Raw genomic sequence first — 361 nt, 5'->3', positions numbered from 1 at the left:
TTCATGTGGCGTTGAACACCACGACCTTGGCACATTGCGATGCCGTCTGGGGAGGGCGGCAACCATCCCATCTTCTGGCGACGCACATAGGCCTTCAGATACGCTGGCGGGATCAGCCGCACGTCATGGCCAAAACTTGCCAGTTCGCGAGCCCAATGATGAGCCGAGCCGCATGCTTCCATGCCGATCAGGCACGACGGTAGACGCTCGAAGAATGCCAGCACATCTTTGCGCCGCAGCGCACGAGACATGACGACACGGCCGGCAGCGTCGACAGCGTGGCATATAGCGCGGCGATCTGGGAGAGACCTGCGCGACAATCTGGATGAGACTCTCAGAGCGCGGTCATGGGCAAATTATC

At 60.1% G+C, this 361-nt stretch carries 1 pseudogene; it reads right to left on the bottom strand.

The features are described 5' to 3' along the window. Positions 1-320, bottom strand: a pseudogene (locus AC0L3D_RS37015) (hypothetical protein); the annotation flags it as partial. Positions 321-361 lie beyond the last annotated feature (41 nt).

The organism is Mesorhizobium sp. WSM4837 (assembly GCF_055811435.1).
Note: the sequence above shows the minus strand (reverse complement) of the source record. Positions and strands in the feature narration are given on the sequence as shown.